The following is a 23,589-nucleotide window of genomic DNA, read 5'->3' on the forward strand; positions in this document are numbered from 1 at the left end:
ACCTGTTCAATAGCGCCAATAGCGTCCCCCCATGACTCCCTCCACCACCGTCGACGTGCTCGTCATGGGCGCCGGCTTCGCCGGCCTGTGCGCCGCGATCAAGCTCGACGAGGACGGCGAGCGCGACCTCGTCGTGATCGAGAAGGGCTCCGACGTCGGCGGCACCTGGCGCGACAACACCTACCCCGGCGCCGCCTGCGACGTCCCGAGCCAGCTGTACAGCTACTCCTTCGCCCCGGGCGACTGGTCGATGTCCTTCTCCCCGCAGCCCGAGATCCAGGCCTACCTCCAGCGCGTCGCGCGCGAGTCCGGCGTGCTGGACCGGTTCGTCTTCGACACCCGGGTCGACGGCGCCACCTGGGACGAGGCCGAGCAGCGCTGGATGGTCGAGACGACCGGCCCGCGGGGCAGCACGACGTACGCCGCGCGCGTGGTCGTCTCCGCGACGGGCGGCCTGTCGGAGCCGAAGCTGCCCGATATCGAGGGCATCGGGGACTTCGGCGGGGAGCTCTTCCACTCCGCTCGGTGGGATCACGACACCGACCTGGCCGGCAAGCGGGTCGCGGTCATCGGCACCGGGGCCTCGGCCATCCAGATCGTGCCGCAGGTCGCCGGGACGGCCGGTCACCTCGACGTCTACCAGCGCACCGCGCCGTACGTCATCCCGCGCCACGACCGCAGCTACAGCCGCCTCGAGCGGGTCGCCCTGCGCCACGTCCCCGGCATGCAGAACCTCTACCGCACGGCGATCTACTGGGGCCGCGAGGCCTACGTGCCGGCCTTCACCCGGCAGCCGAAGCTGGCGTGGCCGGCCAAGAAGATGGCGCTGGCGAATCTCGAGAAGGGCGTGACGGACCCGGAGCTGCGCGCCCGGCTCACGCCCGACTTCGAGATCGGCTGCAAGCGGATCCTGATCTCCAACACCTACTACCCCGCCCTGGACCGTGACGACGTCGAGGTGGTCACCGACCGGATCGAGCGGGTGACGCCGACCGGCATCGTCACCGCCGACGGCACCGAGCGCCCGATCGACGTGCTGATCGTGGCCACCGGCTTCTTCACCACCGAGCTCCCGGTCACCGAGCACCTCGTCGGCCGCACCGGCGAGACCCTCGCGGCGCAGTGGAAGCGCACCGGGATGTCGGCCTTCAAGGGCACCGCGGTGGCGAACTTCCCGAACCTGTTCTTCCTGGTCGGCCCCAACACCGGCCTGGGTCACTCCTCGATGGTGTTCATGATCGAGTCCCAGGTCTCCTACCTGCGCTCGGTGCTGCGCTCCATGCGCGAGGGCTCGTGGGCCGAGGTCGAGGTGCACGCCGAGGCCGAGCACGCCTGGTCGGCCGGGTTGCAGCGCAGGATGCGCCGTACCGTCTGGCACACCGGCGGCTGCGCCAGCTGGTACCTCGACGACCAGGGCCGCAACACCACGCTGTGGCCCCGCTCGACCTTCGCCTTCCGCGGCACGACGGCCTCCTTCGACGAGGACGCCTTCCGCCTCACCCGGCGCCGCCGCACCACCCGTACGACACCCGGGGACGACCCCGGGACCGCCCCCCAGACCGAGAAGGTGCCCGCATGAAGACGCTCGACGACAAGGTGGTCGTGATCACCGGTGCCGGTTCCGGCATCGGCCGCGCCCTGGCCCTCGACCTGGCCCGCCGCGGCTCCCGCCTCGCCCTCTCCGACGTGTCCGAGGCGGGCCTGGCCGAGACCGTCGCGCTGGTCGAGGCCGCCGGGGTCCGCGAGGTCCGCTCCGACCCGCTCGACGTGGCCGACCGCGCCGCCTTCGAGGCCTACGCCACCGAGGTCGCGGCGCACTTCGGTCGGGTCAACGTGGTGATCAACAACGCCGGGGTCGCCCTGGCCGGCAACCTGCTGGACCTCTCGTGGGAGGACATGGACTGGATCACCGGCATCAACTTCACCGGCGTCCTGCACGGCACGAAGTTCTTCCTGCCGCACCTGATCGCCTCCGGTGACGGCCACGTGGTCAACCTGTCCTCGCTGTTCGGGCTGCTCTCGATCCCGGGCCAGAGCATGTACAACGCCGCGAAGTACGCCGTGCGCGGGATGACCGAGTCGCTGCGCGAGGAGATGCTCATCGCCGGCCACCCGGTCGGGGTCACCTCGGTGCACCCCGGCGGGATCAAGACGGCGATCGCCCGCAGCGCCCGGGTCTCCGACAAGGAGGACCAGGCCGCGACCGCGAAGCTGTTCGACGAGAAGCTGGCCAAGATGACGCCCGAGCGGGCCGCCGAGATCATCGTCAAGGGGATCCTGACCAACAAGGCGCGGGTCCTGGTCGGGCTCGACGCCCACCTGCTGCACCACTTCGCCCGGCTCACCGGCTCGCGGTACCAGGACGTCGTGGCCAAGGTGTACGGCCGGATCGCGCCGAAGGGCGCCGTGGTGTGATCCGGGGGTGAGCCCTGCAGACTCCCCCGTCGGGTCCCCCACCGCGGGCACCGCCGTGCACGTCGCGATGACCAAGTGGGGCGACCGCCCGCACTGGGAGTTCGACGCGGTGGTGCTCGGCCACGACGAGCACGGCACCTGGCTCGGGATCCCGGCCGGGACGCCGCACGCCAGGCCGGGGATGGCGTTCGTCTCGGAGGTCGCCAGCGTGACCCTGGTGCCGGCCGACGGCGCCTGGGCGCTGCCGACCTTCTACGCCCCCGGCATCTGGTGCCGCACCTACGTCGACGTCGCCACCCCCGCCGTCTGGGACACCAGCGAGGACGTGCCGGTGCTGCGCGCCGTCGACCTCGACCTCGACGTGATCCGGGGCGGGCACGGCCGGGTCTGGGTCGACGACGAGGACGAGTTCGCCGAGCACCGCGTCTCGCTCGGCTACCCGCCCGAGGTGGTGGCCGCCGCCGAACGGTCCGTCGGGGCCGTCCTGGCGGCGGTCACCGACCGCCTGCCGCCGTACGACGACCGCACGCCGGCGGCCTGGCTGGAGCAGGTGGCCGGGGACTCAGCGCCCTGAGCCGCCCGGCGGCGGACCCTCGTCGGTCGGCTCCAGGGGCAGGAACAGCATGTCCGTGAGGTCGGTGGAGTTCGCCGACCCGCGCTGCTGGGCCTGCTGGACCGGCCGCGCCTGCGGGGCCGGCCGGGCCGCCTGGGCCGCCTGGGCCGCCGCACCCTCGGCGGGCGGGACCTCCTCGGTGGCGACGTGCTCCACCGAGGCGACCTGGATCGTCGGGGGCTGGCGGCGGCCGGTGGGCATCACCGACGGGCCGACCAGACGGGGACCGGCCAGCCGGTTCTCGAGCCGGCGGGCGTTGCGGCCGACCGGCTGCGCGACGTACTCGCCGAGGATCACGCCGGACGACAGCGCGATGGCCACGGAGACCGCGGTGATCATCGAGGCCAGGCCCCGCGAGGTGTCGCCCTCGGCCATCAGCGACAGGCCGCGGTAGATCGAGAGCCCCGGCAGCAGCGGCACCAGGGTCGAGACCGCGAGCACGAGGATCGGGAACCTCAGCCGCGACGCGACCGGGAAGCTGACCAGACCGACGAAGAGGGCGGCGAACGCCACCGACCAGGCCCGGCCGAAGCCGAGGTCCACGGTCTGCGAGATGACCACCGCCACCGCGCCGATCAGCCCGACCGGCAGCAGGCTGCGCTTGGGGGCGTAGGAGGCGAACGCGAAGGCCGCCGTCGCCACCGCGGCACCGGCCGCCATCACGGGCAGGTCCTGCAGCCGCACCGCCGCCGGCTCCAGGGTCCCGACGCTGATGCCGAGCGTGCCGGCCAGCGAGAGGGCCCCGCTGACGCCGGCGATGATGCCGGCGGTGGCCAGGACCGCCTCGGTCAGCCGGGCGGTGGCGGTGACGTAGAAGCCGGAGAGCGCGTCCTGGAGCGCGCCCAGGAACCCGATCCCCGCCAGCAGCACGATGATGCTGGCGGTGACCACCAGCGACGGGTCGAGCCCCACCGGCAGCAGGGTGGCACCGGCGGCGATCATCGTGGCCACCGCACCCCCGGCCACCTGCTGGTAGAACAGCGGCAGGCGGCGGCGCGACATGGCCTTCTTGAGCCGGTCGATCACGACCGCGGCCACCAGCGCGATCAGCGCGACCAGGGCGCCACCACCGAGCGAGACGGCCGTGCCGGCGGCCATCAGGCCCCAGCCCAGGGTCACGGCCCAGCGGGGCCGGCCGTGGCCGGAGGAGGTGATCCGGGCCAGCCGGGCGCGGGCCTCGCGCAGGGTGGCGCGGTCGGCGAGGACCTCGCGCACGAGGTGGTCGACGCGGGTCAGGTCCTCGTAGTCGATGTCGCGCTGGGCGACCTGCCGCGTGTGCCCGATCGGGGGCGTCTCGGGGTCGCCCTGGAAGCTCATCGACAGCGAGGTGAAGGTGATGTCGACGTCGGCGTTGTGGAGCCCGGCGTGCCGGGCGATCGACTGCATCGTCGCGGAGACGTCGGCCGCGCCGGCACCGCTGGAGAGCAGCAGCTCGCCCACGCGCAGGGACAGGTCGATGGTCAGGCTGACGTGGGCCGGGTCGACGATCTCGCGCCGCGAGACACGGCGCATGGTGCCGGTCTCGGACAGGCGCATGACACCGGTCTCGTCGAGGCCCGACGGCGTCGCGGGGGCGGCGCCGCGGGAGCGGGTGGGGGCGGGGGCGGGGGCAGGGGTGCGGGGGCGTGCGGCCTGGTGGCCGGACGCCCGCTGGCGGACGTCTCTCATCTCTTCGATGGTCCCAACCCCGACGGCCGTGACCAAACCGTGACGCGGCGTGGGTCGGTGATGTCCGACACCTCGCCGCACCGGGCGCCGTGTGGTGCGATGGCACCGTGCGCATCGACTTCCACGCCTCGCCCGAGCCGACCCTCGGGGTGGAGTGGGAGCTGGCCCTGGTCGACAAGACCACCCGGGACCTCGACAACCGCGCCGCCGACCTCTTCGCCGCCGCACGCCCCGTCCTGCCCGACCCCGGACGCGTCCACGAGGAGCTCCTCCGCAACACCGTCGAGGTCGTCACCGGCGTCTGCCGCACCACCGCCGAGGCCGTCGACGACCTCCGGGGCACCCTCGGGGCGCTGCTGCCGGTCGCCGACGATCTGGGGCTGGACCTGTACGGCGGCGGCACCCACCCCTTCGCCCGCTGGACCGAGCAGCAGCTGACCGAGGGCCACCGCTACGCCGAGCTGATCGACCGCACCCGGTGGTGGGGGCGCCAGATGCTGATCTGGGGCGTCCACGTCCACGTCGGGCTGCCCGCGCAGGAGCGGGTGATGCCCGTGCTGTCGGCCCTGCTCACCTCCTACCCGCACCTGCAGGCGCTGTCGGCGTCCTCGCCGATCTGGGCCGGCACCGACACCGGGTACGCCTCGAACCGTGCGCTGATGTTCCAGCAGCTGCCGACGGCCGGGCTGCCCTTCCAGTTCCAGACGTGGTCGGAGTTCGAGTCCTTCGCCGAGGACCAGCTGACCACCGGCGTCGTCGACGGGCTCGGCGAGATCCGGTGGGACGTCCGACCGGCCGCGCACCTCGGGACCCTGGAGAACCGGGTCTGCGACGGGGTGTCCCGGGTGGACGACCTGAGCGCGCTGGTCGCGCTGATGCACTGCCTGGTCGTCGACCTCGACCAGCGGGCCGCGGCCGGGGAGCGGCTGACGGTGCTGCCGCCCTGGCACGTGCAGGAGAACAAGTGGCGTGCCGCACGCTACGGCCTGGACGCGATCGTCGTGGTCGACGAGCGCTCGACCGAGCGCCTGGTCACCGACGACCTCGCCGACCTGCTGGACCGGTTGGCGCCGACCGCGAGACGGCTGGGCTGCGTCGACGAGCTCGCGTCGGTCGAGGACCTCGTCGCGCGGGGGGCCTCCTACCAGCGCCAGCGCCGGGTCGCCGCCGCGCACGACGGGGACCTGGTCGCCGTCGTCGACTCCGTGGTGCGCGAGCTCCGCGACGGCCTGGGCTGAGGCCGGCCGGTCGGGTCAGGCGTCGTAGCCGCCGGGGGGCGGCACCATCTCCAGGCGGACCCCGAGCAGTCGCACCGGCCGGGACCGCTCGTCCTCGTCGAGCCGGTCCAGCAGCGCGACGGCGGCGTCGGCGACGGCGTCCGTCTCGGAGGAGGCCACCGGCAGCGTCCGGCTGCGGGTCAGGGTGGTGAAGGGGCGCAGCCGGACCTTCAGCACCACCCGCGCCACGGGCCGGCCCTCGGCCCGCACGTCCTCCAGCGCCAGGGCGGCCAGGCGGCGTACGGCGGCCGTCACCTCGGTGGGGTCCTCCAGGTCGACCTGGAAGGTCTCCTCGCGGCCGCGGGCCCGCGGGACCCAGGGGGTGTCGTCGACCGGGCTGGTGTCGACGCCGCGCGCGCGACGGCGCACCCAGGGCCCGGTCCGCTCCCCCAGCCGCTCGGCGAGCAGGTGGGGGTCGGTGCGGGCGAGGTCGGCGACGGTGCGGACGCCGAGCTCACCGAGCCGGCGGGCGGTCGTGGCGCCCACACCGGGCAGGACCCGGACGTCCCGCTCCCCCACCACCGCGAACCACGTGTCGTCGTCGAGGCGGAAGACGCCGTCCGGCTTGGCGAGCTCGGTGGCGACCTTGGCCTGCAGCTTGTTCTCCCCGATGCCGACCGAGCACCGCAGCCCGGTGCCCGCGTGCACCGCCGCACGGACCCGTTCGGCGACGGCGTGCGGCTCGTCCGGGCGGGCGGGCACCGGCGCCCGGGGCGACCGGGCCAGGAAGTCCTCGTCCCAGCCGACGACCTCCACCACGAGCGGGGCACCGTCCCAGGTCTGGGCGCGCAGCACCGCGACCACCTCGGCGGACGCGGCCTCGTAGGCCGGCTTGTCGACCGGCAGGAAGACCGCGTCGGGGCACCGCCGGGCCGCGACGCGCAGCGGGGTGCCGGAGCCCACGCCGAGCGCCCTCGCCTCGTAGGACGCGGTGGCGACCACTCCCCGCTCGGTCGGGTCGCCCCGCCCGCCGACCACGACCGGCCGCCCCGCCAGCTCCGGGTGCCGCCGCACCTCGACCGCCGCGATGAACTGGTCGAGGTCGACGTGCAGGACGCTCACGGGCCGCTCGCCGCTCAGGAGCCGCGCGGGGGCGGGATCGAGTCGGTGGCCTCGAGCTGCTCGAGACCGGTGACCATCAGCAGGTCGACGACCAGGGAGCGGAGCTGGGCCAGGATCGCGTCGGCCACGAGCAGGTCGCTGCGCTCCAACGACCCGGTGTCCTCGGCCACCCGGAGCAGCGGCACCCTCGCCGCGACCGCGAGGTGGTTCTCGGTGAGCTCGGCGGCGATCAGGTCGACGGCAGCGGCGAGGTCCGCGGTGAGGTCGGCGTACCCGGCCGGCACCGGCAGCCGGTGGTAGGCCGAGACCGAGGTCTGGCGCACCAGCACCCGGGTCGTGCGCAGGGCCCGGTCGAGCGGCTCGACCAGCTCGGCGACCCGGCGCACGCCCGGTGCGTGCCCCCGCCGGAACGGAGACACCGCGACCATCGACATGCCCTCGTCGGCGGCGTCGCGCAGCTCACGGATGAGGTGGTCGGTCGAACGGGCGTCGGCCAGCAGCTCCAGCGCCTCCTCGGACTCGCCGTCGCGCATCACCTCCGAGGCCGCCCGCAGCAGCCGCGCCACCTTGCGGACCACCGCCGCGGCGTTCTCCCGCGGTCGCCGCAGCGCCGCCGCCGGCACCAGGGTCGCCGCGAGCAGGGCCACCCCACCACCGACCAGGGCGTCCAGCCACCGGGTGAAGGCCGTCGCCGGCTCGGCGACGAGCGCCACGATGATGATCGACTGCACCGCGGACTGGGTCACGAACAGCTGGGTGCCCGACAGCCAGATGCCGGCCGACATGGCCAGCGCGATCACGATCGACATCTGCCACCATCCCGAGCCGAGACCCAGGACCAGCAGGTCGGCCAGGAAGATGCCCACCGCCACGCCGAAGGTGATCTCGGCGACCCGCCGCGGCCGCTGGCCGTAGGAGGTCCCGAGGCCCACCACGGCCGCGATCGGGGCGAAGAACGGCGTCGGGTGCTGCAGCACCTCGGCGGAGATGAACCAGGCCGCACCCCCGGCCAGCGCGCACTGCACCACCAGGAACCGCTTGCTGCGGAGGCGGGCGCGCCGGGCCCGCAACGAGGTGCGCCCGCGCTGCCAGGCGCGGTCGAGCGGGGGCTCCATGCCCCCGATCGTGCCAGAGGCCACGACCGGGGCGCCCGGGGCGCGGGACCCGACTACGGCAGGCGGGCCCAGCGCAGGGAGAGGCGGAGGTCGCCGAGGTCGCGGTACCAGGTGGCGACCTCGACGCGGCACCGCACCCGGTCCAGGCGCCGGTCGTACTCGCCGCACTCGGCGCGGGCCTCCGAGTCCGTCGGCGGGGACAGCGTGCTGCCGTCGTAGCGGGTGATGGTGAACCCGTCCGCGGCGCTGCCGCTGACCCCCACGATCGTGTGGTCCGGGGGCGTCCAGCGCTCCGCGGCGGGGGCGCCGGACGCTCCCCCGGTGGCTGCGGTGGCGGCGCCGACCGCGAGGAGGACGGCGAGGACCACGAGGAGGAGCAGCGCCAGGGTGCGGACGCGGGAACCGGTGGTGGTGACGAGGGGCGCGAGCATGGAGCCTCCAGGGATCGGGTGGACCTGCCCGTTCTGGCGGGTCGGGGCGGGCGGGGTGGCCGGTCGGTCCGGCCTGCCCCGGACGCTAGGGAGATCCGGGGTCGCGGCGGCGGGCGTCGTACGGCGTCGGTGGAGGAGGCGTCCGCGGGCGCTGCTGTGGACGGCACCGGGCCGGCCCACGAAGGGGTGAGCGGGTGCGGAGGAGGGTTCCGCCGTCACCTGCCACCGCCCGAAGGAGAACCCGTGCAGCTCTACGCCGCCTCCGGACCCCGTCGCACCCGCCAGGTCGTCCTCGACGGCCTCCTCCTGTGCTGGGTGCTGGTGGCGGTCTGGCTGGGCGCGCAGGTCCAGGACGCCGCCGGGTCCGTGGCCGACCAGGTGGCGCGCGTCGACTCGGCCGGCTCCAGCTTGGCCGGCGGCCTCACGCAGGCCGGCGACGTCCTCGACGGGACCCCGCTGGTCGGCGACGAGGTGGCGGCCCCGTTCGACAGTGCCGCCGGCTCCTCGACCGACCTCGCGCAGGCCGGCGCGGACACCGCGGCGTCGATCGAGACGATCGGCCGGTGGGCCGGGGTCGGCACCGCGCTGGTGCTCGTGCTGCTCGTCGCCCCCTGGTACCTGCCCGGGCGGTTGCGGTTCGTGGTGACCGCGAGCCTGGTCTCGCGCTACCTGGCCGGCGAGGGCGATCCGGACCTGCTGGCGCTGCGGGCGCTGGCCCGACAGCCCGTGGGACGCGTCGTACGACGGGTGCCGGACGCCGCCGCCCGCTGGCGGGCCGGCGACCCGGAGGCGATCCGTGCGCTGGCCGCGATGGAGCTGCGCGACCTGGGGGTCAGCCCGCCGCCACCGGGTCGACCCGGACGCTGACGGCGCCGGGCCGGCGGTCCCGGGGGCGCCCGTACCCGTCCCCCCTCGGGTCCTCGACGCCTCACCGAGGGCCGTCGTAGGCCGGGGAGGGGTTGTGGCACCGGTCACGCAGGGGCAGGATCCACGCGACGAAAGGTGGTCTCGTGGTGCTCCCCCTCGACCCGACGGCGTCCGCGTTCCTGTTCGCGGAGAACCGCCACATGCCGATGCACGTCGGCGCCCTGCAGATCTTCCAGCGGCCCGACGGCGCCGGGGACGACTTCGTGCGGCGCCTGTACGAGGGCGCCCGCGACGTCAGCGAGCTGAACCCGCTCTTCCTGCGCAGGCCCCGACGCTCCAAGCGGCTGGGCGGGCAGTGGGTCTGGGAGCCCGACGACCAGTACGACCCCGAGCACCACGTCCGCCACAGCGCGCTGCCCCAGCCGGGACGCATCCGCGAGCTGCTCGAGCTCTGCGGCCGGCTGCACGGCACCCGTCTGGCACGGGAGCGACCGCTGTGGGAGGCGCACGTCATCGAGGGCCTCGACGACGGGCGGGTCGCGCTCTACACGAAGGTCCACCACAGCCTGATGGACGGCGTCTCGGCGGTGCGGCTGATCGGCGGCGTGCTCTCCGAGGACCCCGACGAGCGCGGGATGGAGGCCGCGTGGGCCGCCTCGTCGCTGGAGCGGATCAAGGCCCGCCGCGCCGCCGACCGGGACGCGTCCGGCGGTGGGTCCGGCGGGGACGGGGACGGGTACGGCCGGGGGCTGCTCGACCTCCCGGTCTCGGTCGTCCGCTCGGCGCTGGGCATCTCCGCCGAGGCCGCCGGCATGCCGGCGGCGCTGCTGCGCACGCTGACCAAGGGCGTGCTCGACCAGACCTCGGCGATCTCCCTGCACGCACCCCGCACGATGTTCAACACCGAGATCACCGGCGCCCGCCGGTTCGCCGCCGAGGACTGGCCGGTGGAACGGCTGAAGGCCGTCGCCCACGCCTCCGGCACCACGCTCAACGACGTCGTCCTGGCCATGTGCAGCGGCGCGGTCCGGACCTACCTGAGCGACCTCGGCGACCTCCCCGACAGCTCGTTGGTGGCGATGGTGCCGGTCGGCCTCAAGGCCAAGCAGTCACACCTGGCCTCGGCCGACGGCGGCAACGCGGTGGGCGCGGTGATGGTGCGGATGGCCACCGACCTCGACGACGCCGGCGACCGGCTCGCCACCATCCACGCCTCGATGCAGGACGGCAAGGACGCCCTGGCCTCGATGACGCCCGCGCAGATCGTCGCGATGAGCGCACTGGGGCAGACTCCCGCGATCCTCACCCCGATGCTCAAGCTGCAGGGGGTCGTGCGCCCGCCGTACAACCTGATCATCAGCAACGTGCCGGGGCCGCGGAACACGCTGTACTGGAACGGCGCCCGGTTGGACGGCAGCTACCCGCTGTCGATCCCGATCAACGGCATGGCGCTCAACATCACGTGCACCTCCTACGACGGCAACCTGGCCTTCGGGCTCACCGGCTGCCGACGCACCGTCCCCCACCTGCAGCGGCTCCTGGCGCACCTCGACGACGAGGTCGTCGCGCTGGAGAAGGCGGTCGGGGTGCCCGGCGCCGCCTGAGCTCCCTCAGCCCGGTTCCGGACTCTTTCCACAGATGGTTGAAAAACCTGTGGAGAAGCTGTTCTCGTGGTATCCGCCGCCGACGGTGGCCGCCACGGCGCGCAGCCGCGCGCGGGTCACGTCGGCGACGGTGGCGTACCCCGCGTCGTGCGCCTTGGACCCCGGCCGGGTAGCGACGTCCTGGTCCACGCTGAGGCAGGTACGGGTGCCCCCGTCGGCGGCGTTGGCCAGCGCGACGGCGTGACCGGTGCTCCCGCTGCCGGCGCAGAAGTCCAGCACCCGGGCGTCGGCCGGCATCGTGCCGAGGACCCGTCGTACCAGCCCGGTCGGCTTGGGCGACTCGAAGACCGGACCCAGCAGCTCCTTGAGCTCGGCGGCCGCGGTGTCGGTGGAGCCGACCTCCTCGGCGAGCCAGACCGTCCGCAGCTTCTTGCGGCGGCCCTCGTGCAGCCAGTCACGCTGGAACACGTCGACGCGGGGTCCCCGGACCCCCCGGATCTCGCGGCAGACCAGGTCGTCGGGACGCTCCTCCATCCTCGGTCGGCTCCACCGCCACACCGCCGGGGTGCCGTCGCCGAAGACGGGGAGCAGCTCCACCGCGCCGTCGAACGGGCTCGTGGCAACGCGCCCCGACACGGGGTCGCCCCACACCGGGAAGTGCAGGGTGCGGGCGGTGCGGGGGTTGAACTTCTTGTTGGTGTTGCGCAGCGGGAGGTGCCGGAAGCGGCGCCCGTCGGCGTGGTGCTGCGGGAAGTCGGTGACCTCGACGGTGTCCGGGGTGCTCGCGTCGAGCACGCAGCGGGTGCCGTCGCGGGCGTAGGCGAGCAGGTACTCGTGGCTGGTGGCGAAGCCCCGCCCGAGCTGGCGACCCTTCGGGTTCAGGTTGACCACGACCTGCGCCAGGAGGTTCGCCTCCCCCAGCACGTCGTCCATCAGCAGCCGCAGGTGCGCGACCTCGTGGTCGTCGATGCTCACGAAGACCGCCCCGGTCGGGTGCAGCGCCTCCCGCGCTGCTTCCAGACGGGGACGCATCCACGCCGTCCACGCGGCGTGGTCGCCGAGGTCGTCGGCGTAGCTGAAGGCGTGCCCGGTGTTGTAGGGCGGGTCGACGTAGACCAGGTCGAACGAGCCCGCCGGCAGCGCGCGCAGCACCTCCAGGTTGTCGCCGGCGACGAAGATGTTCGTCACCCGCCCTGCGGCCTCGGCCTGCGTCATGCCGGAACCCTAGGGGCGGGTTGGGCGGCCGGGCGATGATGGTCCGGTGCTCCCTCCGCAGCGTCAGCGCACGCTCACGGTGATCTCGGTCGTGGTCACCGCCGTCGCGCTGGCGGCCTACCTCGCCCTCGCCCCGGGCACGGCGGCGCGCGTGCGCGCCCTGGTCGGCCTGGACGGCGTCGCCCGCGCGGACTCCCCGGGCACGCCGTACGCCTTCCTCCAGCAGGACCCGGTCACCGGGACCCCGGTGGCCTGGGACCGCTGCCGCCCGATCGAGTACGTCGTCAACCCCGCCGGCGCGCCCCCCGACTGGCCGACGGTCCTGGAGGACGCCGTCTCCCGGATGGAGCGCGCCTCCGGGCTGACGCTGACCTCGCTCGGCGAGACCGAGGACCGTGACTTCGAGGACCGCGACGCGCTCGGCTACTCCCCCGAGCCGGTCCTGGTCGGGTGGGCCGACGAGGACGAGGTGCCCGACCTCGCCGGTGACGTCGCCGGGATCGGCGGCGCCGTGGCGACCGGCGACACCCGCGGCTACCGCTTCCGTACCGGCGCGATGGTCCTCGACAGCGACCTCTTCGCCGACCTCGCCGAGGACGGGCAGCAGGACGTGGCCGTCGCGATCGTCCTCCACGAGCTCGGCCACGTCGTCGGCCTCGACCACGTCGACGACCCCGGCGAGCTGATGAACGCCGAGGGCGTCGCCCCCCGCCCCCGCTTCGGCCCCGGCGACCTCGAGGGCCTCGCCACCCTCGCCGAGGTCCCCTGCGACTGAGCCGGGATGACGCTCGCGGACAGCCGAGGTGACGCTCGCGGCGCGTCGAGGTGACGGTTCCGGACAGGCAGGTGAGCCGGCGGTCGAGGAGCGAGCGCGCTCCGGTGGTCGAGGAGCGAGCGCGCTCCGGTGGTCGAGGAGCGAGCGCAGCGAGCGTCTCGAGACCGGTCCCGGTGGGTCGATGGGTGATCTGCGCGCACCTGGTGAGTGCAGATCACCCATCGACCGGGCGCGGCGACCCTGCCCGCCGAGGAGCGAGCGCGCTCCGGCGGTCGAGGAGCGAGCGAAGCGAGCGTCTCGAGGCCAGTCCCGCCGAACGGTCGGCCTATGTCCATCGGTGGCAGGTGACCTGGCTGCCAGCGTGGACCTCCATCTCGTACGGGTCGTGGCGCGGACGTGGTGATGCGCGGACGTGGTGGTGCGGACAAAGCGGGCGGCCGTCGCAGGTCAGAGGCGGTCATCCCCACTCGCCCACGTGCATTCGATCGACCGTTCAGCAACGACCTCCGCTACCCCACCAAGGTGGGTCTCGCCTCCACGACCTGGAGAGGCTCCGAGCCACCCGCGACCGTCACGCTGCCCGGTACCGGTGCGAACGGACCGCCGTTGACGCTGAACTGCGCCGTGTAGGTGACGTCCACCCGGACCTGCACCCCGCCGGCGCCGAGGTAGCGGTGGGTCACGTCGAGCTGCGGGTACGCCGCCCCCGGGCTCGTCGTCTGCAGGCTCTGCCCGTCTCCGAAGACCCACGTGTACGACGCCGCGCTGATCTGCAGGTCGACCTGCTGACCGAGCAGCGTGATCGTGCGGTCGAGGTCGCCGGCCTCGGTGTAGAAGTTCGTGTCGAAGTTGACCAGCGTCCGGCCGTTCGGCGGCTGCACCTCGATCACCGGCGCAGGTAGCGGCACCCGCCGCAGCGCCTCCGCCACCAGACCCGCCGTCACTTGGGGAGGGGCGGGCACAGCTGGCACTCCCGGCACGCCCGGCGCCGCGGCGACGGCGGGCACGGGGGGTGCGGGGGCGGCCGGGTCCGCCGGCGCGCAGAGATCGTCGGGGTTGGCGCCGAGCGAGGTGGGCACCGTCATGCACTCGAACGGCACGGCCATCGGGAACGAGTCCGTGGGGGCGGTGGCGATCGGGTACACGGGGCCGGTGGGTGCCGGGACGGACGCCGGGGCGGGTGCGGCGGGTGTTGGGGGCGCCGCGGGCGCGACCGGGGGCGACTGCGACGGCGGGGCCGCTGGCCCGCGGTCGGTACAAGTCACGGTGATCATGACGGCGCCATCGACTGAGTCGGAACTTCCTGAGCAGGAGCTCGCCGCTGATGGGAGTGAGTTGAAGAACGTAATGGTGCCGACGAGCAGAAGAAGCGTCGCCAACACTCTGATCAGACCAAGAACCCAATGCGCTCGATTCTCCACGCCGCACCCTCCCGCCCCAGGACGACGAACATCCTGCGCATCTCGGGCTTGTAGGCATTCGGAGCAGCGCCGGCACTAGATACCGTCGTCCCGCCCGCGATCAAGACGTCGGCCTCCACACGGTTGCCGTTCACACTGACGTTCTTGAGCTGCCAACCATTGGTTTCGAACCGGCCTCCGTTGCCATAAATCTCGACAATCGGCTCGATGAGGTTTGCGCATGTCGAGCAATCGGCGGACTGCAGACGAGCAGCCGCGAGTACATCCCCACTCCCGAGTGCGCCATTGCGCGCCGCAACCCACGCCTCGACCGTCTCAGCCGGCGTCAACTCTGACTCTTCGCTCTCCGAGGCGCTGGGCGACGCCTCACCCGACGGCGGCGCGAACCGCGGCTCCGGGTCGCCCGCGCACCCTGCGGCTCCGAGGATCAGCGCGGCGACGGCGCCCGCCGTACCGACGAACCCTGGTCGTCTCATGCGCACCCTCCGGGATCTCCCAGGAGTCCCCGGGCCGGGTCGGACTGCTCGTCACGCTAGACCGCTCACCCGGCCCCGGCCCAGACCCAGGCCGGATCTGTGGACAAGTGCGTGACCGAGGTCACGGTCGTCCGTTGTCCCTCACATGACCGCTCGCCTGCCCCTGATGCTCGGCTCCGCGCTGCTCGCCGGCGCGCTCGCCCTCCCCACGACGGCCGCCACCGCCGCACCCGCCACCGCCGCACCCGCCACCGCCGCAGCACGGGCCGCAGCACCCGCCGCAGCCGGCGCGACCACCACGGACGGCTGCCTTACCAGCGTGCCGGACCCGGGGACCGACGAGCCGGTCGAGATCTGCTGGACGCTCTTCCGTCCCGCAGGAGCGGACCGTCGCGCGCGCGTGCCGATGATCATGCACAGCCACGGCTGGGGCGGGTCGCGCGAGACGGAGGCGTCGGCGTTCCGCGACTTCCTGCGGCGGGGGTACGGCGTGCTGTCGTTCGACCAGCGCGGGTTCGGCGAGTCCGGCGGGCAGGCCCAGGTGATGGACCCGGCGCACGAGGGCGTCGACGTCCGCCGGCTGGTCCGGATGGTCGCGGGGCTGCGCTGGGTGCAGCAGGACGCACCCGGCGACCCGAGGCTGGGCGCGATCGGGGGCAGCTACGGCGGCGGCTACCAGTTCGTCGGCGCGTTCGAGGAGCTCCGTACCCGCGGCACGCCCGTCTTCGACGCCCTCGCTCCCGAGATCACCTGGCACGACCTCGGCCAGAGCCTGGCCCCCGAGGACGTGGTCCGCGTCGAGTGGGCCGCCGCGCTCGGGGCCGCCGCGGTGCCGACCGACGCCCTGCCCGCCGGGGTCTACCAGGCGCTCGTCGAGGGCGCCGTGATCGGCAGCTGGCCGGACGGCGACGGCCCGCTGGGCACCGACATCGCCGCGTTCATGAGGGACAACGGGCCGCGCTACCAGGTCGCTCAGGGGCGTCGCCTCGACATCCCGGTGCTGCTCGGACAGGGCACGACCGACTCCCTCTTCCCCCTCGAGCAGGGCTTCCGCAACTGGCAGCGTGCGATCACGCCGGCGGCCCGGCGCGACAGCATCTTCGTCGGCTACAACGGCGGCCACGTCCTCCCGGCGCTCTTCCCCCGCGGCATCGACGTCACCTCCGACCCCTGCAGCGCCCGCCTCGCCGGGGGCGACTTCCGGGCCCTGTCCCTGCGGTTCTTCGCCGAGCAGCTGCGGGGCCGCGACACCGGCCTGCGGGGCTACGGCCGCTACCACCTCGCCACCCGCGACAGCACCTGCACCACCGTCCGTACGGTCGCCGCCGACCGCGCCGTGCCGATCAGGACCGTGCGTACGCCCACCGTGGTCGGCCCCCAGGTCACCACGCTCGTCGCGCCCGGGCCCGTCCGGGTCGCCGGCACGCCGTACCTGACCGGCGACGTCACCACCCCGACCCCGGGCAGCCGGGCGTTCTACGGCCTCGCCGTCGGCACCAGCGCGGCCGACGCCACGCTGGTGCAGAACAACGTCCTCCCGCTCGACGAGCCGGCCGCCGTCACCGACCAGCGTCGCCGCGTCGACCTGCCGTCGGTGGCCGTCGACGTGCCGCGCGGGCAGAACCTGTACCTGCTCTCCAGCCCGCTCAGCGACACCTTCGTCGGGATGGGCGGGCGGGTCCCGGGCCTGGTCACGATCGAGGACGGGGTCGTGCATCTGCCCGTGGTGGGCCGCTGACACCCCTACCCTGACCGGATGCGTGCCCCCCGCTACGCCGCCGCGCTCGTCGCGGCCGGCCTCGTCACCCTGCTCCCGCTGACCACCCACGGCGCCGTCGCCGACCCGGGCGAGCAGGTCGCCGGCCGTACGTCGGCCGCGCCGACCGACCCACCTGCCGACCCGCCCGACGGGGGCTACCGGCACTCCTCCGACGGCGTGGTCGGCGAGATCGCGCCCACGGTCCCGCCGGCCGCCCGCGGGCGCGTGACCAGCCGCGAGCTCCGGTCCTGGAGGGTCGCGCCGGGCGTCACCGCTCGGTCGTGGGTGCGCACCGACTACCGCGGGAAGGTCCGCTACCACCTGGTCCGGGTGGACCCCGACCAGCCGGGCGTACGCCTGGACTACGCCCGGCGCGGGAAGATCCGCACCACCGCCCCGCTCTCGCGGATCCTGGCCGTCGACGACGCCGTGGCCGGGGTGAACGGCGACTTCTTCGACATCAGCCGCACCGGCGCCCCGCTCGGCACCGGGCTCGACCTCGACCGCGGGCTGCTCCACGCGCGGGTCCAGTACTGGAACGAGTCGTTCTACCTCCGAAGCGACGGCTCCCCGGCGATCGGGACGCTGCCGATGCGGACGACGATCACCCAGCACCCCGACGTCCGCGTCACCAACTACAACGCACCGTGGGTGATGCCCGGCGGCCTCGGCGTGTACACCCGCGCCTTCGGCGCGCAGCCGGGGTACGACGCCGTGCAGGGCCAGCGCGCCGACCTCCGCGTGGTGCAGGTCCGCGACGGCCGCGTGACCTCGCGCTCCACCAGCATGCCGACCCGTGGACGGGTGCGCGGCACCATGCTCGTCGGCCGCGGGCCGGGCGCCGCGGCGCTCGCCCCGCTCACCGTCGGCTCCCGCGTGACCGTGCAGCCGGGCGTCCGGGGCCGCGCCACGATGGCCATCACCGGCGACGCCGTCCTGCTGGCGCGGGGCAAGGTGCGGGTCACCGACGACCGCGAGATGCACCCCCGTACGGCGGTGGGCATTGACCAGGACTCCGGCGACGTGCTTCTCCTCGCCGTCGACGGCCGCCAGGACCGCAGCCGTGGACAGACCATGGTCGAGCTGGCCCGTGCGATGCAGCGGCTCGGGGCCGAGCGGGCGCTGAACCTCGACGGTGGCGGGTCGACGACGATGGTCGCGCGGCGCGCGGACGGCTCCACCGGTGTCGTCAACTCCCCCTCCGACGGCGTGGAGCGACCGGTGGCCAACGCCCTCGAGGTCACCTACCGCTAGAACGGCACGGCGGCCTAGAACGGCACGGCGGCCAGGGCCACGAAGGTCACCGGCACCAGGCACTGCACCGTGGTCTTCGGCGGCACCGCCTGCGCCATCCAGGCCAGGCTCCCCCACCGTTGAGCAGCACGTCGGCCGGCTCGTCGCATCCCACGGCGACCACGGCCGCCTGCAGCTCCAGGCCCGGCGGCGCCTGCGCGGCGTCGATCGCGGCGCGCAGCGGACCGCGGGCGGAGGGCTCGAACTGCGCGACGAAGGCCGTCGCGTCGGCGGGCAGCGCCACCGGCTCCAGGATCGTGTCCGTGGTGCCGCCCGCGGCGGACAGCGCCACCACGTCGAGCACCCGCTCCCTCGGTGTCGGGTCGGTGCTCGGGGTCGGCTCGGGCGTCGGGACCGGCTCGGGCGTCGGGGCGCTGCTGGAGGCCGGCACCGGGGACGGCGAGCCCCCCGCGTCCGACGGGTCGTCGGCGCCCTCGCCACCGCAGGCACCGAGCAGCAGGGCCAGGGTGGCCAGGGCAGGGGCAGTCAGGGCAGGGGCCGGGCCGTGTCGTCGTCCTCGCATGGTGCTTCGACGCTAACCCGCCCCCGCCGGTTCCCGCCCGACCTCCGGGGGTGGCGGCCGCAGGTGCCAGGCTGCGCGGTGTGCCCGCCCGTCGCTCGTTCACGCCCGCCGAGCTCGAGACCTATCGCGACACCGTCGTGCCCGACCTGGTCGACGACGACGTCCGGCTGCTGTTCGTCGGGATCAACCCCGGGCTGTGGACGGCCGCGACGCAGACGCACTTCGCCCGGCCGGGGAACCGCTTCTACCCCGCCCTGCTCGCCGCCGGGATCATCGAGCGGCGCGTCGACCCGGCCGCGGGGATGACGCCGGAGGACCGCGCGCACCTGCTCGACCGCGGCATCGGGATCACCAACCTGGCGCCACGCGCGACCGCGAAGGCCTCCGAGCTGACCCGCGAGGAGCTGCGTGCCGGGGGCGAGCAGCTGGTCGCGCTGGTCCGACGGGTCCGCCCCCGCGTCGTGGCGGTCGCCGGGGTGACGGCCTACCGGACCGCGTTCGCGGAGCCACGTGCCCGGACCGGTCTGCAGGACCGCCCGCTCGCCGACGCCGAGCTGTGGGTGGTGCCCAACCCCAGCGGGCTGAACGCGCACGACACCGTGGCGACGCTCGCGGAGGCGTACGCCGGACCCGCCCGCGCCGCCGGCGTCCTCCCCGCCTGACCCGCCTGACCCGCCTGACCTGTGGACGGACGGTGGCCTGTGGAGAGCCGGTCGCGCGGACGGCGCGGAGCGGTGAGGGTGCTGTCATGGACGACGACCTCCCCGACCTGACCACCCCGACCGACCTGACCGGCGACCTCGACGACGCCGGCGCCTACCGCCCCACGATCAGGACCCAGGCCGACCTGGAGCGCCTGTGGCGGGTGCTGATGCGGCCGCTCGGGTTCGCCGAGACCAGCCTGTGGGCGATGCTGCTCGACGCCGACGACCGGCCGCTCCCGGTGCTGACCGAGATCACCGACCTGGCCCACCTCCCCGACCCCGGTGAGACCCGGTCGATGGCGGCCTTCCTCGGCGACCTCGTGGCCGAGCACGTGCCTGGCGGGCGGGTGGCGCTGCTGCGCACCCGGCCCGGTCGCGGTCGCGCCCGCCCCGAGGACCTGGCCTGGGCCGCGGCGCTCCACACCGCCCTCGCCGGGGCCGGCGTGCCCGCCCACGTGCTCCACCTGGCCACCGACGACCAGGTCCTCCCGCTGCCGCTCGACGCCCTTCCGGTCTCGGCCTGAGCCGGGGCCGGGAGCGCTCAGCCCTCCCGCACCTGCCGGATCACCGACCCCAGGTCGAGCTCGTGCTCCTGGCGCCAGCGCTGCAGCCGCTTGCGCTCGGCACGCCGGGCGACCAGGCCGGTGCCGGAGCGCTCGTGGTGCCAGCGCAGGGCGTCCTCGGCGTAGGCGACGTAGGCCACGGGCCGGGCCGTACGGATCGCGTCCATCGCCTCCAGCGGGTCCCAGCCGAGCCCGAGCAGCACCGCGAATCCGGCGCTCGGTCCCCGGTTGACACCCATGTGGCAGTGGGTCAGCACGACCGTGCCCGGCTGCTCCAGCGCGGCGAGCGCCCAGGAGGCCGTCCGGTCGAACCAGTCCGCGGGCACGCGCTGGCCGCGGTCGTCGATCCCGTCCCAGCGGTAGTCCACGGCCGGCAGCCGCTGCCAGGTCTCGGCGTCGCGCCACTCGATCCGGGCGTCGAGGACGTGGGTGACGCCGGCCCCGGCCAGCTCCAGCGCCTGGTCCAGCGCGATGTCGGCGTCCGGGTGCAGGTCGCCACCCACCAGCAGCCGGTCGGTGACGAAGTGGGCGTTGGCGAGGCGGAGGTCGGGGTGCGTCGGCATGTCCGGCCCAGCCTACGAGCCCGCGCCGACACCCGTACCGGCGTCGCCGCCCCGGTGGCCGGGGGGTGGGTGGGCGGACGGTAGACAAGGAGTATGCGAGCCATCGGAGTCATCGAGTACGGCGGTCCCGAGGCCCTGCGCGAGGTCGAGCTCGAGCAGGAGCCCCTCGGCCCGGACGAGGTGCGGATCGCCGTCACCCACGCGGCGGTCAACCCCACCGACACCCTGGTCCGCAACGGCGCCCGCGCCGAGGGCGACCGCGCTCCCGACGTCGCCGACGTGCCCGGGATGGACGTCGCCGGACGGGTCGTCGAGCTCGGCGCCGACGTCGGCGAGCGGGACGGCGAGTGGCTCTCGGTCGGCGACCCGGTGATGGGGATCGTCGTCCCGTCGGGCCAGCACGGCGCCTACCGCACCGACCTCGTCCTGCCTTTCGACTCCGTCGCCCACGTGCCGGACGGCGCCAGCGGCGCCAGCGCCTCCACGCTGCCGATGAACGGCCTCACCGCCTGGCTGGCCCTGGACCACCTGGGCCTCGAGCCCGGGCAGACGCTGGCGGTGACCGGGGCGGCCGGGGCCTTCGGCGGGTACGTCGTCCAGCTGGCCAAGGTGCGCGGGCTGCGGGTCGTCGCCGACGCCGCCGAGACCGACCGCGACCTGGTGACCGGGCTCGGCGCCGACGTGGTCGTCGAGCGCGGGGACGGCTTCGCCGACGCAGTGCTGCGCGAGGTCCCCGACGGCGTGGACGGCCTGGCCGACGGCGCCCTGCTCGGGGAGAAGGCCCTGCCGGCCGTGCGCGACGGCGGCGCCGTGGCCACCGTGCGCGGCTACGAGGGCGACGGTTCCCGCGGGCTGCGCGTCACCCCGGTGTGGGTCCGCGACGCGGCCCGCCGCCGCGACGCGCTCGAGGAGCTGCGGGTCCTGGCCTCCGACGGCCGGATCACGCTGCGGGTCGCCGACGTCCTCCCGGCAGCCCGGGCCGCCGAGGCCCACCGCCGGCTCGAGGCCGGCGGGGTCCGCGGGCGCCTGGTGCTCGACCTGAGCTGACGCCCTGTCCGCAAGCGTCACCTCGACTGTCCGCGAGCGTCATCTCGGCTGTCCGCGAGCGTCATCTCGGCTGTCCGCGAGCGTCATCTCGGCTGTCCGCGAGCGTCACCTTGGCTGTCCGCGAGCGTCATCTCGGCTGTCCGCGAGCGTCATCTCGGCGTCAGGTGAGGCGCCAGACCCCCGGGGACGGGGCGACCAGGAGGCCCTGGTCGGCGAGGTTCTTGCGCGCGGTGCGGCAGGCGGTGCGCCAGCGCAGCTCGCCGGTCGGGCCCTTCTCCTGGTCGCCGGGGCGGAAGACGTCGGCCAGCCGCTCACCGACCGCGACCATGACGTCCTCGGCCGGGGCCTCCCCGCCGAGGTCCTCGAGGACCGCCAGCACGTGGGGCTCGAGGTCGGCGGCCGGCGTGTGCCGGCGGGCCCGCGGCGGCGGCGGGGGCTTGGCCGAGGACCCGGGGACCCGCGGCGCGGCCCGGGTCGTACGGACCGGGGAGGCCTTGGGGGCAGGCTCCGGCGGCGGGGCCGGCGGGTTGCCGTGGACGCAGGTGCTCAGCGGCAGGTCGCAGTGCTCGCAGTAGTCGTCGATGGTGCTCACGCTCCTTCAGCGAAAACCTACGCCGGTCACCAGCGCCCGTGGACCTCGGCCCGGACCCGCTCGTCGTAGATCCGTCGGACGCCGTCCCCGAACGCCGACGAGAGCGCAGGCAGCTCGCCGGCCGCGGCGTTGGCGCGGGCCTGGTCGGCCGACCGCGCACCGGGGATGACGGTGGAGACGCCGTCCAGCTGCGCGACCCAGGCGATCGCGGCCTGCGCGGCCGTGGCGCCCTCGGGACCGTGCTCGCGCACGAGCGCGGTGAACTCCTGCGCCGCGGCCAGCCCGGTCTCCCACGGCACGCCGCTGAACGTCTCGCCGACGTCGAAGGCGCTGCCGTCGCGGTTGAAGGTGCGGTGGTCGTCGGCGGCGAAGGTCGTCGACGCGTCGTAGCGCCCGCTCAGGAGCCCGGAGGCCAGCGGCACGCGCGCGATGATCCCGACACCGGCCTCGCGGGCGGCCGGGAGCACCGCCTCCAGCGGCTTGAGCCGGAAGGCGTTGAGGATGATCTGGATCGAGGCGACGTGCGGGCGCGCGATCGCGGCCAGCGCCTGGTCCACGGTCTCGACCGAGAGCCCGTACGCCGCGATGGTGCCGTCGGTGACCAGGGCGTCGAGCGCCTCGTAGGTCGCGTCGTCCTCGACCGTCGCGGTCGGCGGGCAGTGCAGCTGGACGAGGTCGAGCGTGTCGACGCCGAGGTTCTCCCGCGAGCGGTCGGTCCACGCGCGGAAGGCGTCCATCGTGTAGTTCTCGGGCTCCTGCGCGGCGAGGCGGCCCATCTTGGTGGCGACCGTGACGCCGTGGTCGGCCGGCAGGTCGCGCAGGAAGGACCCGAGCACCCGCTCGCTGCGGCCGTCGCCGTAGACGTCGGCGGTGTCCAGGAAGCGCACGCCGGCGTCGTAGGAGGCCTGCAGCACCTCGCGCGCGTCGGCCTCGCTGACCTCGCCCCAGTCGGCGCCGAGCTGCCAGGTGCCGAGCCCGACGACGGAGACGTCGCGCTGCTCGTGGCCGCGCTGCGAGGAGATGAGGGTGCGGTGCTGCACGAGGGTGCCTCCGGGGTCGTACGGACGGGGTCCCGACGCTAGTGCGCGCCCGACCCGGCCGCGAGCGAGGGGTCGCCCGCCCTGCTCCGGACCGGCCTCGGAGCCGCCGCCCGCCGCCGAACGCCACCGCCGGCGCGACCGGGCGGGCATGCTGTGCCCGTGCCTGATCCCGACGAGGTCGCCCCGCGCCGCTCGCTGCCTGCCTGGACGACCACGCCGGTGCCCCTGGGCGCGGCGCTGCTCGCCGTCGTGGCGTCAGCCGTCGGCGGGACCGTGGTCGGCACGAACCTGCCGTGGGGCGACGTGCCGCTGACGGTGGAGCGCGGGACGGCGCTCCTGCAGGAGCCCTCGAACGGCCTGACGAGCTTCGAGGGCGACGACGGCACCGTGATCGGGCTCGACGCCGACGCGCTGTTGTGGTCCGCGGAGAGCGAGCACGGCGAGGGGAGGCCCCCCTGCCTGCGCGAGGGCCGCGAGGTCGCCGTCGAGCTCGGCTACCGCTGGGTCGGGCTGCCCGACGGCGGGTCCAGCCTGACCCCGGTCTGGGTGGGCTGCTGACCCTGGCC

General features: G+C 74.6%; 24 protein-coding genes. 13 read left to right on the forward strand and 11 right to left on the reverse strand.

What is annotated here, in order from left to right; all coding sequences use genetic code 11:
* The first annotated feature begins 31 nt into the window (after window positions 1-31).
* The 3 genes from ENKNEFLB_RS19000 to ENKNEFLB_RS19010 are packed head-to-tail and all read left to right on the forward strand — an operon-like array spanning window position 32 to window position 2,989.
* Window positions 32-1,579 (forward strand): flavin-containing monooxygenase, encoded by a 1,548-nt coding sequence (locus tag ENKNEFLB_RS19000; protein ID WP_214056796.1) that lies wholly within the window; start codon window positions 32-34, stop codon window positions 1,577-1,579.
* Entirely contained in the window at window positions 1,576-2,415 is an 840-nt protein-coding gene (locus ENKNEFLB_RS19005) for an SDR family NAD(P)-dependent oxidoreductase (RefSeq protein ID WP_214056797.1), read from the forward strand. The genes ENKNEFLB_RS19000 and ENKNEFLB_RS19005 overlap by 4 nt, the downstream gene beginning before the upstream one ends.
* A gap of 7 nt (window positions 2,416-2,422) precedes the next feature.
* Window positions 2,423-2,989, forward strand: a complete 567-nt coding sequence (locus ENKNEFLB_RS19010) for a DUF402 domain-containing protein (protein ID WP_214056798.1) — start codon at window positions 2,423-2,425, stop codon at window positions 2,987-2,989.
* Here the strand turns inward: ENKNEFLB_RS19010 and ENKNEFLB_RS19015 are convergent.
* Window positions 2,978-4,696, reverse strand: a complete 1,719-nt coding sequence (locus ENKNEFLB_RS19015; protein ID WP_246535665.1) for a threonine/serine exporter family protein — start codon at window positions 4,694-4,696, stop codon at window positions 2,978-2,980. The genes ENKNEFLB_RS19010 and ENKNEFLB_RS19015 overlap by 12 nt on opposite strands.
* Window positions 4,697-4,803: 107 nt before the next feature.
* On the opposite strand from ENKNEFLB_RS19015, the gene ENKNEFLB_RS19020 reads away from it, so the two are divergent.
* Window positions 4,804-5,934 (forward strand): glutamate--cysteine ligase, encoded by a 1,131-nt coding sequence (locus tag ENKNEFLB_RS19020; protein ID WP_214056799.1) that lies wholly within the window; start codon window positions 4,804-4,806, stop codon window positions 5,932-5,934.
* A gap of 15 nt (window positions 5,935-5,949) precedes the next feature.
* On the opposite strand, the gene ENKNEFLB_RS19025 is transcribed toward ENKNEFLB_RS19020, so the two are convergent.
* The 3 genes from ENKNEFLB_RS19025 to ENKNEFLB_RS19035 are packed head-to-tail and all read right to left on the reverse strand — an operon-like array spanning window position 5,950 to window position 8,581.
* Entirely contained in the window at window positions 5,950-7,035 is a 1,086-nt protein-coding gene (locus tag ENKNEFLB_RS19025) for a DNA polymerase IV (protein ID WP_214056800.1), read from the reverse strand.
* A 14-nt stretch (window positions 7,036-7,049) separates the two neighbouring features.
* On the reverse strand, window positions 7,050-8,150 hold the full coding sequence (locus tag ENKNEFLB_RS19030; RefSeq protein WP_214056801.1) for an FUSC family protein: 1,101 nt from the start codon (window positions 8,148-8,150) through the stop codon (window positions 7,050-7,052).
* Between the two features lie 53 nt (window positions 8,151-8,203).
* Window positions 8,204-8,581 (reverse strand): hypothetical protein, encoded by a 378-nt coding sequence (locus ENKNEFLB_RS19035; RefSeq protein ID WP_214056802.1) that lies wholly within the window; start codon window positions 8,579-8,581, stop codon window positions 8,204-8,206.
* A gap of 243 nt (window positions 8,582-8,824) precedes the next feature.
* Here ENKNEFLB_RS19035 and ENKNEFLB_RS19040 point away from each other — a divergent pair, with 243 nt between their 5' ends.
* Window positions 8,825-9,448: a hypothetical protein gene (locus tag ENKNEFLB_RS19040; protein WP_214056803.1), complete on the forward strand. Its 624-nt coding sequence runs from the start codon at window positions 8,825-8,827 to the stop codon at window positions 9,446-9,448.
* 143 nt (window positions 9,449-9,591) lie between these two features.
* Window positions 9,592-11,052: a WS/DGAT/MGAT family O-acyltransferase gene (locus tag ENKNEFLB_RS19045; protein ID WP_214056804.1), complete on the forward strand. Its 1,461-nt coding sequence runs from the start codon at window positions 9,592-9,594 to the stop codon at window positions 11,050-11,052.
* A 6-nt stretch (window positions 11,053-11,058) separates the two neighbouring features.
* Here the strand turns inward: ENKNEFLB_RS19045 and ENKNEFLB_RS19050 are convergent, their stop codons facing one another.
* A complete protein-coding gene (locus ENKNEFLB_RS19050; protein WP_214056805.1) occupies window positions 11,059-12,267 on the reverse strand; it encodes a site-specific DNA-methyltransferase in 1,209 nt (402 codons plus the stop codon).
* Between the two features lie 46 nt (window positions 12,268-12,313).
* Here ENKNEFLB_RS19050 and ENKNEFLB_RS19055 point away from each other — a divergent pair, with 46 nt between their 5' ends.
* Window positions 12,314-13,042: a matrixin family metalloprotease gene (locus ENKNEFLB_RS19055; protein WP_214056806.1), complete on the forward strand. Its 729-nt coding sequence runs from the start codon at window positions 12,314-12,316 to the stop codon at window positions 13,040-13,042.
* A 509-nt stretch (window positions 13,043-13,551) separates the two neighbouring features.
* Here the strand turns inward: ENKNEFLB_RS19055 and ENKNEFLB_RS19060 are convergent.
* Window positions 13,552-14,187 (reverse strand): PKD domain-containing protein, encoded by a 636-nt coding sequence (locus ENKNEFLB_RS19060; protein WP_214056807.1) that lies wholly within the window; start codon window positions 14,185-14,187, stop codon window positions 13,552-13,554.
* Window positions 14,188-14,429: 242 nt separating this feature from the next.
* On the reverse strand, window positions 14,430-14,939 hold the full coding sequence (locus ENKNEFLB_RS19065; protein WP_214056808.1) for a hypothetical protein: 510 nt from the start codon (window positions 14,937-14,939) through the stop codon (window positions 14,430-14,432).
* 145 nt (window positions 14,940-15,084) lie between these two features.
* Between ENKNEFLB_RS19065 and ENKNEFLB_RS19070 the strand changes: the two genes are divergently transcribed.
* Both ENKNEFLB_RS19070 and ENKNEFLB_RS22715 read left to right on the forward strand, forming a co-directional pair.
* Complete coding sequence (locus tag ENKNEFLB_RS19070) at window positions 15,085-16,677, forward strand: alpha/beta fold hydrolase (RefSeq protein ID WP_214056809.1); 1,593 nt, start codon at window positions 15,085-15,087, stop codon at window positions 16,675-16,677.
* Window positions 16,678-16,695: 18 nt separating this feature from the next.
* Window positions 16,696-17,952 (forward strand): phosphodiester glycosidase family protein, encoded by a 1,257-nt coding sequence (locus ENKNEFLB_RS22715; RefSeq protein WP_246535666.1) that lies wholly within the window; start codon window positions 16,696-16,698, stop codon window positions 17,950-17,952.
* 46 nt (window positions 17,953-17,998) lie between these two features.
* Here ENKNEFLB_RS22715 and ENKNEFLB_RS19080 read toward each other — a convergent pair whose 3' ends face one another.
* Window positions 17,999-18,514, reverse strand: a complete 516-nt coding sequence (locus tag ENKNEFLB_RS19080) for a hypothetical protein (protein WP_214056810.1) — start codon at window positions 18,512-18,514, stop codon at window positions 17,999-18,001.
* An 80-nt stretch (window positions 18,515-18,594) separates the two neighbouring features.
* Here ENKNEFLB_RS19080 and ENKNEFLB_RS19085 point away from each other — a divergent pair, with 80 nt between their 5' ends.
* Together ENKNEFLB_RS19085 and ENKNEFLB_RS19090 are read left to right on the forward strand one after the other, a co-directional pair.
* Window positions 18,595-19,176, forward strand: a complete 582-nt coding sequence (locus tag ENKNEFLB_RS19085; protein WP_214056811.1) for a mismatch-specific DNA-glycosylase — start codon at window positions 18,595-18,597, stop codon at window positions 19,174-19,176.
* A gap of 86 nt (window positions 19,177-19,262) precedes the next feature.
* On the forward strand, window positions 19,263-19,742 hold the full coding sequence (locus ENKNEFLB_RS19090; RefSeq protein WP_214056812.1) for a hypothetical protein: 480 nt from the start codon (window positions 19,263-19,265) through the stop codon (window positions 19,740-19,742).
* 17 nt (window positions 19,743-19,759) lie between these two features.
* On the opposite strand, the gene ENKNEFLB_RS19095 is transcribed toward ENKNEFLB_RS19090, so the two are convergent.
* On the reverse strand, window positions 19,760-20,344 hold the full coding sequence (locus ENKNEFLB_RS19095) for a protein-tyrosine phosphatase family protein (RefSeq protein WP_214056813.1): 585 nt from the start codon (window positions 20,342-20,344) through the stop codon (window positions 19,760-19,762).
* Window positions 20,345-20,437: 93 nt separating this feature from the next.
* Between ENKNEFLB_RS19095 and ENKNEFLB_RS19100 the strand changes: the two genes are divergently transcribed.
* Complete coding sequence (locus ENKNEFLB_RS19100; protein ID WP_214056814.1) at window positions 20,438-21,391, forward strand: NADP-dependent oxidoreductase; 954 nt, start codon at window positions 20,438-20,440, stop codon at window positions 21,389-21,391.
* 160 nt (window positions 21,392-21,551) lie between these two features.
* Here the strand turns inward: ENKNEFLB_RS19100 and ENKNEFLB_RS19105 are convergent, their stop codons facing one another.
* Together ENKNEFLB_RS19105 and ENKNEFLB_RS19110 are read right to left on the reverse strand one after the other, a co-directional pair.
* The gene (locus ENKNEFLB_RS19105) at window positions 21,552-21,983 is read right to left on the reverse strand and encodes a hypothetical protein (protein WP_214056815.1); all 432 of its coding nucleotides are present in this window, start codon (window positions 21,981-21,983) and stop codon (window positions 21,552-21,554) included.
* Window positions 21,984-22,009: 26 nt separating this feature from the next.
* Window positions 22,010-23,023 (reverse strand): aldo/keto reductase, encoded by a 1,014-nt coding sequence (locus tag ENKNEFLB_RS19110; RefSeq protein WP_246535667.1) that lies wholly within the window; start codon window positions 23,021-23,023, stop codon window positions 22,010-22,012.
* Between the two features lie 159 nt (window positions 23,024-23,182).
* On the opposite strand from ENKNEFLB_RS19110, the gene ENKNEFLB_RS19115 reads away from it, so the two are divergent.
* Entirely contained in the window at window positions 23,183-23,581 is a 399-nt protein-coding gene (locus ENKNEFLB_RS19115; protein WP_214056817.1) for a hypothetical protein, read from the forward strand.
* Window positions 23,582-23,589 lie beyond the last annotated feature (8 nt).

Source organism: Nocardioides aquaticus, from assembly GCF_018459925.1.
Taxonomy (GTDB): Bacteria; Actinomycetota; Actinomycetes; order Propionibacteriales; family Nocardioidaceae; genus Nocardioides; species Nocardioides aquaticus.

Bases quoted from the DNA above. Each gene is read 5' to 3' on its own strand.
- ENKNEFLB_RS19000 (WP_214056796.1), top strand. From the start codon at position 32: ATGACTCCCTCCACCACCGTCGACGTGCTCGTCATGGGCGCCGGCTTC.
- ENKNEFLB_RS19005 (WP_214056797.1), top strand. From the start codon at position 1,576: ATGAAGACGCTCGACGACAAGGTGGTCGTGATCACCGGTGCCGGTTCC.
- ENKNEFLB_RS19015 (WP_246535665.1), bottom strand. From the start codon at position 4,696: ATGAGAGACGTCCGCCAGCGGGCGTCCGGCCACCAGGCCGCACGCCCC.
- ENKNEFLB_RS19030 (WP_214056801.1), bottom strand. From the start codon at position 8,150: ATGGAGCCCCCGCTCGACCGCGCCTGGCAGCGCGGGCGCACCTCGTTG.
- ENKNEFLB_RS19035 (WP_214056802.1), bottom strand. From the start codon at position 8,581: ATGCTCGCGCCCCTCGTCACCACCACCGGTTCCCGCGTCCGCACCCTG.
- ENKNEFLB_RS19050 (WP_214056805.1), bottom strand. From the start codon at position 12,267: ATGACGCAGGCCGAGGCCGCAGGGCGGGTGACGAACATCTTCGTCGCC.
- ENKNEFLB_RS19065 (WP_214056808.1), bottom strand. From the start codon at position 14,939: ATGAGACGACCAGGGTTCGTCGGTACGGCGGGCGCCGTCGCCGCGCTG.
- ENKNEFLB_RS19070 (WP_214056809.1), top strand. From the start codon at position 15,085: ATGACCGCTCGCCTGCCCCTGATGCTCGGCTCCGCGCTGCTCGCCGGC.
- ENKNEFLB_RS22715 (WP_246535666.1), top strand. From the start codon at position 16,696: ATGCGTGCCCCCCGCTACGCCGCCGCGCTCGTCGCGGCCGGCCTCGTC.
- ENKNEFLB_RS19080 (WP_214056810.1), bottom strand. From the start codon at position 18,514: ATGCGAGGACGACGACACGGCCCGGCCCCTGCCCTGACTGCCCCTGCC.
- ENKNEFLB_RS19090 (WP_214056812.1), top strand. From the start codon at position 19,263: ATGGACGACGACCTCCCCGACCTGACCACCCCGACCGACCTGACCGGC.
- ENKNEFLB_RS19095 (WP_214056813.1), bottom strand. From the start codon at position 20,344: ATGCCGACGCACCCCGACCTCCGCCTCGCCAACGCCCACTTCGTCACC.
- ENKNEFLB_RS19100 (WP_214056814.1), top strand. From the start codon at position 20,438: ATGCGAGCCATCGGAGTCATCGAGTACGGCGGTCCCGAGGCCCTGCGC.